This window comes from Bartonella sp. CR84HXZ, from assembly GCF_042194535.1.
GTDB lineage: Bacteria > Pseudomonadota > Alphaproteobacteria > Rhizobiales > Rhizobiaceae > Bartonella > Bartonella grahamii.
On sequence record NZ_JBHIMY010000019.1, the window covers coordinates 19,515 to 27,842 of the forward strand.

The window sequence follows — 8,328 nt, forward strand, 5'->3', positions numbered from 1 at the left end:
TGAGTTTTTAAATACACAGTCATTTTTTTCTCAATTTTTTAAAACAAATATTCCATTCTTTGATTAAATTGACTCCATGCTTGGCGAAGAGGATATTTAATGAGGGGGATTTTTCTTTTATGGTTTTGTGCTGTATTGAGCAGGTGTCAGTATGAATAGTGTTAATAATATTCGGTCAATATTTTTGGATTATTTTCATCGTAATGGGCATAAAGTTCTTTCTTCTAGTCCGCTTGTTCCGAGAAATGATCCTACACTTATGTTTACAAATGCAGGGATGGTGCAGTTTAAAAATGTTTTTACTGGACTTGAACAACCTCCTTATAAGCAGGCAACAACGGCACAAAAATGTGTTCGTGCGGGTGGAAAGCATAATGATCTTGATAATGTGGGTTATACGGCACGCCATCATACATTTTTTGAAATGCTGGGTAATTTTTCTTTCGGTGATTATTTCAAAGAAGAAGCCATTCTTTTATCATGGAATCTTTTAACGAAGGAATTTTGCCTACCAAAAGATAAATTGTTGGTGACAGTTTACCATAGTGATGATGTTGCTGCTGAACTGTGGCGTAGAATTTCAGGTCTTCCAGATGAAAAAATTGTCCGTATTGCGACGGCTGATAATTTTTGGTCGATGGGAGAAACAGGACCTTGTGGTCCTTGTTCGGAGATTTTTTATGATCATGGCGATGAAATCTGGGGTGGTCCTCCTGGAAGTATGGAAGAAGATGGCGATCGCTTTATTGAGATTTGGAATCTTGTTTTTATGCAATATGAGCAGATTTCTCAGGAAAAACGTGTTGATTTGCCTCATCCTTCTATTGATACCGGTATGGGATTAGAGCGTATTGCTGCTGTTTTACAGGGCGTTCATGATAATTATGACATTGATCTTTTTCGTGCATTAATTGCTGCATCAGAAGAAATTACAGGGATTGAGGCAAAGGGTGATTTTATTGCCAGTCATCGTGTCATTGCTGATCATCTTCGTTCATCTGCATTTTTGATTGCTGATGGTGTGCTTCCTTCTAATGAAGGAAGAGGATATGTTTTACGTCGTATTATGCGTCGTGCTATGCGTCATGCGCATCTTCTTGGTGCTAAAGAGCCCTTATTGTGGCGACTTTTGCCTGCTTTAAACCGCGAAATGGGACAGGCCTATCCTGAATTGGTGCGTGCTGAATCTTTGATTTCAGAAACTTTAAGGTTAGAAGAAATACGTTTTCGTAAAACGCTTGAACGAGGACTTGGTTTGTTAAATGAAGCAAGTACCGATCTTAAAGAAGGAGATCATTTAAATGGTGAAGTTGCTTTCAAGCTTTATGATACCTATGGTTTTCCGCTTGATTTAACGCAGGATGTTTTGCGGCGTCGTGGAATATCTGTTGATGTTGATACTTTTGATAAAGCGATGGAACGTCAAAAAGAGGAAGCGCGTGCCAATTGGTCTGGTTCTGGGGAAGCTGTAACAGAAAAGATCTGGTTTTCTGTTCGTGATAAAGTGGGGGCTACAGAATTTTTGGGTTATGAAACAGAAACGGCTAAAGGCATTCTTACAGCTCTCGTGTGTGATGGTAAACTGGTTGATCATATTTCTTTAGGTCAGAAAGCTATGCTTGTTGTTAATCAAACACCTTTTTATGGTGAATCTGGTGGACAAGTTGGTGATAGTGGGATCATTTCTGGTGAAAATTTTATTTTTGAGGTGCATGATACCCAAAGAAAGGGTGATGGTGTTTTTATCCATATTGGGGTGGTGAAATCTGGTCAGGCATCAAGGTCTGATTGTGTAGAATTAAACGTTGATGTTGTTCGTCGTAAAAAAATTCGTGGAAATCATTCTGCTACCCATTTGTTACACGAAGCTTTACGACAAGTTTTGGGATCTCATGTTACACAAAAAGGCTCTCTTGTATTGCCAGATCGGTTGCGTTTTGATTTTTCTCATCCAAAATCCGTTTCACCAGAAGAACTGAAAAAAATAGAAGATTTAGCAAATGAGATTATTTTGCAAAATAGTAGAGTGGTAACGCGCCTCATGGCTGTAGATGATGCAATTTCTGAAGGTGCAATGGCATTATTTGGTGAGAGATATGGTGATGAAGTTCGCGTTGTTTCTATGGGGGAGCCACTTGAACAGCGAAGATTAAAAAAGCATTGGTCAATAGAGCTTTGTGGAGGCACACATGTGGAGCGAACAGGTGATATTGGTTTGATTCATATTTTTTCTGAAAGTTCTGTTTCAGCTGGAGTGCGGCGTATTGAAGCTTTAACAGGCAAAGAAGCACGTCTTTATCTTAGCCGCCAAGATGAACGTATTCATGAAATTGCTGATCTTTTAAAAACTTCTTCTGCTGGCGTGGAAGAACGGGTGCGAATTTTGCTTGATGATCGTCGTAAACTTGAAAAAGAATTGAATGATGTACGCAAGAAAATGATGTTGAGTGGTGGAATAACAGAAAGGAGCCAAGGTGATATTACCATCATTAAAGGGCTTTCTTTTACCGGACGCGTTGTTAAAAATATTTTACCACGGGATCTTAAGGCGCTCGTCGATTCTGAGAAAAAACAAATCGGATCTGGAGTGGTTGCTTTTATTAGTGTCTCAGAGGATGGAAAAGGGAGTGCTGTTGTTGGCGTTACGGATGATTTAACGGATAAGTTAAATGCTGTTGATCTCGTTCGTATTCTTTCAGGTATGCTTGGTGGTAAAGGTGGAGGTGGCCGTCCTGATATGGCGCAGGCTGGTGGTCCTGAGGGGAACAAAGCTGATGAGGCATTTGCGGCACTAAAAGATTTTCTGGAAAAATTTAAAGAATGAAATCATTCTGCATAGGTGTTTCTTACATTTTTATATTGGGTTGGCGTCTAAGTATCAAGAATATCTATCTAGTGTGTTGCTGAAATCAGATACAGCGTAATTGGGGGAAAATCCAATTGTAAAGACAAAAACAGTGTTTGTCTTTATTATCACTTTTTTATTTGGCTTTGTAGCTTCCAAGCGTTTCAGGATTCACCGTTTTAAGATAAGATAGATTATGCAGCACTTCATGCTTTGCTATGTATTCTTTTACTAAGAAGACTAGTTATTGTGTTGCTCCTATAGATTTTTTTGAAGAAATATCTCTTTTTATGAAAGGGATAATACAAGATTTATTGCATACGATTATCCTTATAAAGTTATAAGCTGTCATTATTTTATTAGCTTTCAAATAACTAAAATCCCTTTCCTTGAAAAGGCTTATAAAAGAGTTGTTGTATCTTAGAGATATTGTATTGTTTTCATTTTGCTTGTTATGTACAAGCAAACAGTTTTTTATTTATCATTAAAAGGTCTTGAAAAGAATATTCTCCTATCTTTATAAATCTTTATTTCAAGTTATAAAATAATGAATTATCAATATAAATCAAAGGAATGTTACACAAATCTAAAGATTTAGATTAATGTCTAATTTATTATGATGAGATTGTATTAACATATTGATTTATAATGATAATTTATCGTTTCAAATTCTGTGTATGTTAAATTAATCAAAATCACTCATGGATGTCGTTGTGAAATGGGCTTAGGAGCATTGAGAAATGTTTCTAAAAAAGCCATATGAATGTGCAAAACAATGACATTCTGTTCTTTATGAGAGGACTATAAAGAACGTGATAAACAAAAAGCAATACATAATATTTATTATTAAAAAGCTATTGCTTCAGTTCGTTTTGAAATTCGTAAAGCTGAGTTAAAAGAAGACGGTAAAACTGGAAGTTATTTTTACCTTTACATCTTTATATTTTCCCTAAATGAGAGTGTATACTCGTTAATACGCACAGATATAGGGCAATATTTTTGTCCCAATCTAGTAAAATTGTAATAGCAGAGAAAATACTAAATTGTTTTAATATCTGTCTTAAATACCTGAAATGGATTGTGGCATTTTTAGAAATCTTTTTACTTGCATTATACAAGCGCTCTTGTTGTATTGAGGAGGATTTTTTTGCATAAGATTTATGAAGAGTATCATTTTTATGATGCTATGGCTTCGTGTAAGGGGATAACATTTTCTCCTTCTTTTTCTGGTGGTTTGATTGTTAAACCACTTGCCTTTAAAAATTTAGAGAAACGCCCTCCTTTATCGATCAATTCTTGAAAGTTTCCTTTTTCCATTAAGTAACCATGTTCCAGAAAGAGTATCATATCAGCATTGCGTACTGTTGAGAGGCGATGTGCTATAATAAAAGTAGTGCGGTTATGGCGTATGGAATCGAGAGCATCTTTGACACGTGCTTCTGTTTCAACATCAAGAGCACTTGTTGCTTCATCTAGAATGAGAATAGGGGCATTTTTTAAAACAGCGCGTGCAATTGCTAGTCGCTGTTTTTCTCCACCTGATAATTGAGATCCTCGTTCGCCCACTATTGTGTTATAACAATCAGCTTTTTTTAGAATAAAATCGTGAGCTTCTGCTATTTTTGCTGCTTCATAAAGTTCTTCATTCGTTGCGCTCGTTTTTCCTATTGAAATATTGTCATGAATAGTACGGTTGAAAAGACCCGAGTCTTGAAATACTGTTGCTAGAGATTTGCGTAAAGATTCGCGATTGATCGAGCATATATTTATTCCATCAATGGAGATATGCCCAAAGGCAGGGTCGTATACGCGCTGCAACAGATTGATCAATGTTGTCTTCCCAGCCCCTGTTGGTCCTACAATCGCAACAGTTTGTCCTGCTTTAACCTCAAAGGAAACATCAAAAACACCTTGAGAAGAATTTGGGAATTTATAGGTCACGTGATGGAATTGTATGGCGCCTTTAACATTTTGAAGGGAAGGAAGATTTTGCGGTTCGTTGATATGAAAGGTTGAGTCTTCCATTTCAAAAAATTCTTGCAGTTTCGCTTGTGAGGATATTGCACAATTAATAAAATTACTCATTTGGTCTAGACGGCTAATCATGAGTTGTGCAAATCCAACAAAAGCAACAACTTCACCTACTCGTAATTGACCTTTTGCAACAAAAAAAGCTCCAAGGAGAAGAACACAAACGATTGAAATTGTTGAAGCCATTCGATTTAAGCCACTGGCCAGCGCCCACCAATTGAGAACAGGATTTTGTGCTTTAAGCAGAGCATTTGTATGTTGATGCAGTATAGAAGTTTCTTCTTCTATTCGGTTATAACTTTGTACAATGGAAACATTAGAGATTGAATCACTGACATGTTTAAAAAGGTTGTGGTGGTAGCATTCTACAGCGGCTTGTCCGTCTTTTGTTTTTCGCATCACTAAACGTGCAATTAATACGTAGATGATGGCAAGCACAACCAAGACTATTGAAAGACGCCAATTCATATTAAACGCTATGGGGATGAGAACCAATAAGGCGACAAGTGTTGAGAGGTGTTGGCGCATAAAATCAAGCCATATGGTTGACATGGAATCTATTGCGCGCAAAAGTGTATGGAGTGCGTTGGAAGTCCCACGTTGTTGATGCCAAATTAAAGGCATGGCAATGATACGTTCGAAAGATTCCGTTAAAACCGTTAAGCGGCGTCTATGGGCTAAGCGGTCAGCACCGCGAGCAACAAGGACATAAGCAATAATATGTGAAAGTCCAAAACAAACCCAAAGGGTAAGAGTAGGAATGATAGCTGATTTTTCTGAAATAGAATCAATAACACGTCCGAATAAAATAGGTTCTGCAATGGTGATAATAGCTAATATAACATTAGCGGTACAGATTAAAAGAGATGCATTTTTTTCTCTATTTAGGTAAGTGAGAACACGTGCATAGGTTTTGAATAAGGACACGGTTAATTATCTCCATTCGCTATTAAGCGTAAAGGCTGTTGATTTTTATAACGCTTAGTTTTTAGCTAATAGAATTTTACCGTTAAGAAAAGGCAATTTTGGATACTAACTGTAATATGGTGTGATAAAGCCAACTAAAATATGAATTTTTGTGTTTATAAAGGCGCAAAATAGATCAATAAAATTATCAGGTAAAAAATTTGGGGCAGAGAAAATTATCAGGTAAGGGAATTTTCATGGCAGGCGTAGAAATAAAAAAAGTTGAGGCAGATGAAAATGGAATGCGCTTAGATCGCTGGTTTAAGGTGCATTATCCAGGACTTGGTTTTGGAGCTTTGCAGAAATTGTTGCGTTCTGGTCAGATACGGCTTGATGGTGGACGTGTTAAAGCCGATACGCGTCTTTGTATGGGGCAAGCTGTTCGTATTCCACCTCTCCCTATTAATGACAAGGAAAATCTTTCAATAACGGATAAAACACTTCGTGGGCAGGATGATGAAACCGTTTTGAAAAAAATGCTGCTTTATGAAGATCCAAAGGTATTTGTTTTTAACAAACCAGCTGGGTTGGCTGTACAAGGAGGTTCTGGTTTAACACGTCATATGGATAGTATGCTTGAGGTATGGCGCAATAAAAAAGGTGAAAAGCCGCGTTTGGTTCATCGTCTTGATCGTGAGACGTCGGGTGTCTTTATTGTTGCGCGATCAAGGGGAGCGGCTCAGTCCTTAACAGCTGCTTTTAGAGCGCGAGAAACAAAAAAGACTTATTGGGCGTTGGTTCGGGGCGTGCCTAAAAAAAAGCAGGACAAAATTTCAACGTGGATGGTTAAGGAAATGACTGCACAAGGTGATAAAATGCGTGTTTGTGAACATGGGGAGCCAGATTCACATCATGCGGTTTCCTACTATCGCGTTTTAGATACGCGAGGGCGGGCTCTTTCGTGGCTTGAAATGGAACCCTATACAGGGAGAACACATCAGCTTCGTGTGCATGCTGCCTATATGGATCATCCGATCATTGGCGATACAAAGTATTTTTTTTCTGATAGTAATTGGACATTACCAGGAGGAATTCAAAACCGTCTTCATCTTCATGCACGTCGTATTCGTATTCCTCATCCTTCAGGAGGAATATTGGATATTGTTGCACCTTTACCGCCTCATATGGTCCAAAGTTTTAATCTTTTGTCTTTTAATGAGAGTGATGCTGAAACAGAGTAATCTATCTCTATTAAATCAATACATTACTGCAATAGTGAGGGAATAGGTGAATCTTGATTCTATTACGTTTTTTTGCCCCTATCCCTCATTTTTTTGAAGCTTTTTTATAGATTCTAAGGCTAATTTTTTACGATCTGCACTCTTTGTATAAAGAGATGCCATATTATCATTTGTCCAGCCAAATAATGCTTTCAATTGTGATACTGTTGCACCAGAATTAGCTGCGCGTGTTGCTGCTAATTTTCTCAATCCATGCGCCGATTTTTTGATACCTGCTTGAGTACATGCCTTGTAAAATACACTTCCGAAACTATTTTTGTGTAATTTTTGGCTGTATTTACCACAAATAAATGTTTCATCACCAATAGGACCAGCTTCAAGCGTTTTGGCTAATTCCGGTAAAATAGGAAGAAAAACATCTGTTTTAAATTGGCTCTTTTCTGTTTTGAGATGGATGATATTATCTTTGACATCTTTCCAGCCAATGCGAACCGCATCACCACGACGCAAGCCCGTATATAAAAGAACATCAATCCAGACACGTTCATGGGTACCATGATGCCATTTGTGATAATATTTCTCAACATCTTCTTCTGTCCAAACAGGAAAGCCGTCTTTATTTTTGGTAGATGGTCTTTTGACTCCTAAAGTCGGATTATTCTCCAAAAGACCTTGATCAATTGCCCAATTAAACAGCCCATTAAGGGCTTTCAGAAATTCTCTAGCCATTGCTGGCGTTTCTTTCCGCCGTTCAACGCCGGCTATGATATGTTTTTTATCAATTATTTGGTATGGAACGTTGCCTATTGTATCGCATACCTTTATAAGGATACGTTCTCTCTGTTCTTGGGTTCCTTTAGCAAGATTATGCCAATTAGAGCTGTTAAAGTATTGTTTAAGCAGCCATGCAAATGAACCTTCAACAAGTTTACCAGTTTTTGATTTAGGAAGTATCAGTCCTTGTAACTCGGCAAGTGCGCTTTTGTAGTTATCAACAAACTCTTGCGTTCCATAGGCACCGCGTATTCTAATGCGTTTGCCATGACCAATACGTACATACCATACAATTTTGCCATGTTGAGTAATTTGTTTAACGAGATGAGGAGGACGTGGTTTTGGCATGGTATTTTACATCTTAGAGAGTGCGGTTTCGTAATATTCATTCTTTGACAAATCTAAAAGTTTGTCTGGGTGGTTAACTGAATTTGGTATTGGAATATCGGATTTAAGATAGATAAGCAGTTCACCGGTAGGTTTGATTTCTACGAGTTCACAACCTTGTTTTTTAGCTTCTCTTAAAGCGCG

General features: G+C 37.7%; 4 protein-coding genes. 2 read left to right on the forward strand and 2 right to left on the reverse strand.

Annotated features, from left to right (window positions below; genetic code table 11):
• Positions 1-151: 151 nt before the first annotated feature.
• The gene (alaS, locus tag ACFIKD_RS07875; protein ID WP_375647662.1) at positions 152-2,824 is read left to right on the forward strand and encodes an alanine--tRNA ligase; all 2,673 of its coding nucleotides are present in this window, start codon (positions 152-154) and stop codon (positions 2,822-2,824) included.
• Positions 2,825-4,021: 1,197 nt separating this feature from the next.
• Here alaS and ACFIKD_RS07880 read toward each other — a convergent pair.
• Positions 4,022-5,803, reverse strand: a complete 1,782-nt coding sequence (locus ACFIKD_RS07880) for a glucan ABC transporter ATP-binding protein/ permease (RefSeq protein ID WP_375647664.1) — start codon at positions 5,801-5,803, stop codon at positions 4,022-4,024.
• A gap of 236 nt (positions 5,804-6,039) precedes the next feature.
• Between ACFIKD_RS07880 and ACFIKD_RS07885 the strand changes: the two genes are divergently transcribed.
• The gene (locus tag ACFIKD_RS07885) at positions 6,040-7,023 is read left to right on the forward strand and encodes an RluA family pseudouridine synthase (protein ID WP_375647665.1); all 984 of its coding nucleotides are present in this window, start codon (positions 6,040-6,042) and stop codon (positions 7,021-7,023) included.
• Between the two features lie 78 nt (positions 7,024-7,101).
• Here ACFIKD_RS07885 and ACFIKD_RS07890 read toward each other — a convergent pair whose 3' ends face one another.
• The gene (locus ACFIKD_RS07890) at positions 7,102-8,145 is read right to left on the reverse strand and encodes a tyrosine-type recombinase/integrase (protein WP_375647666.1); all 1,044 of its coding nucleotides are present in this window, start codon (positions 8,143-8,145) and stop codon (positions 7,102-7,104) included.
• Between the last annotated feature and the right edge of the window lie 183 nt (positions 8,146-8,328).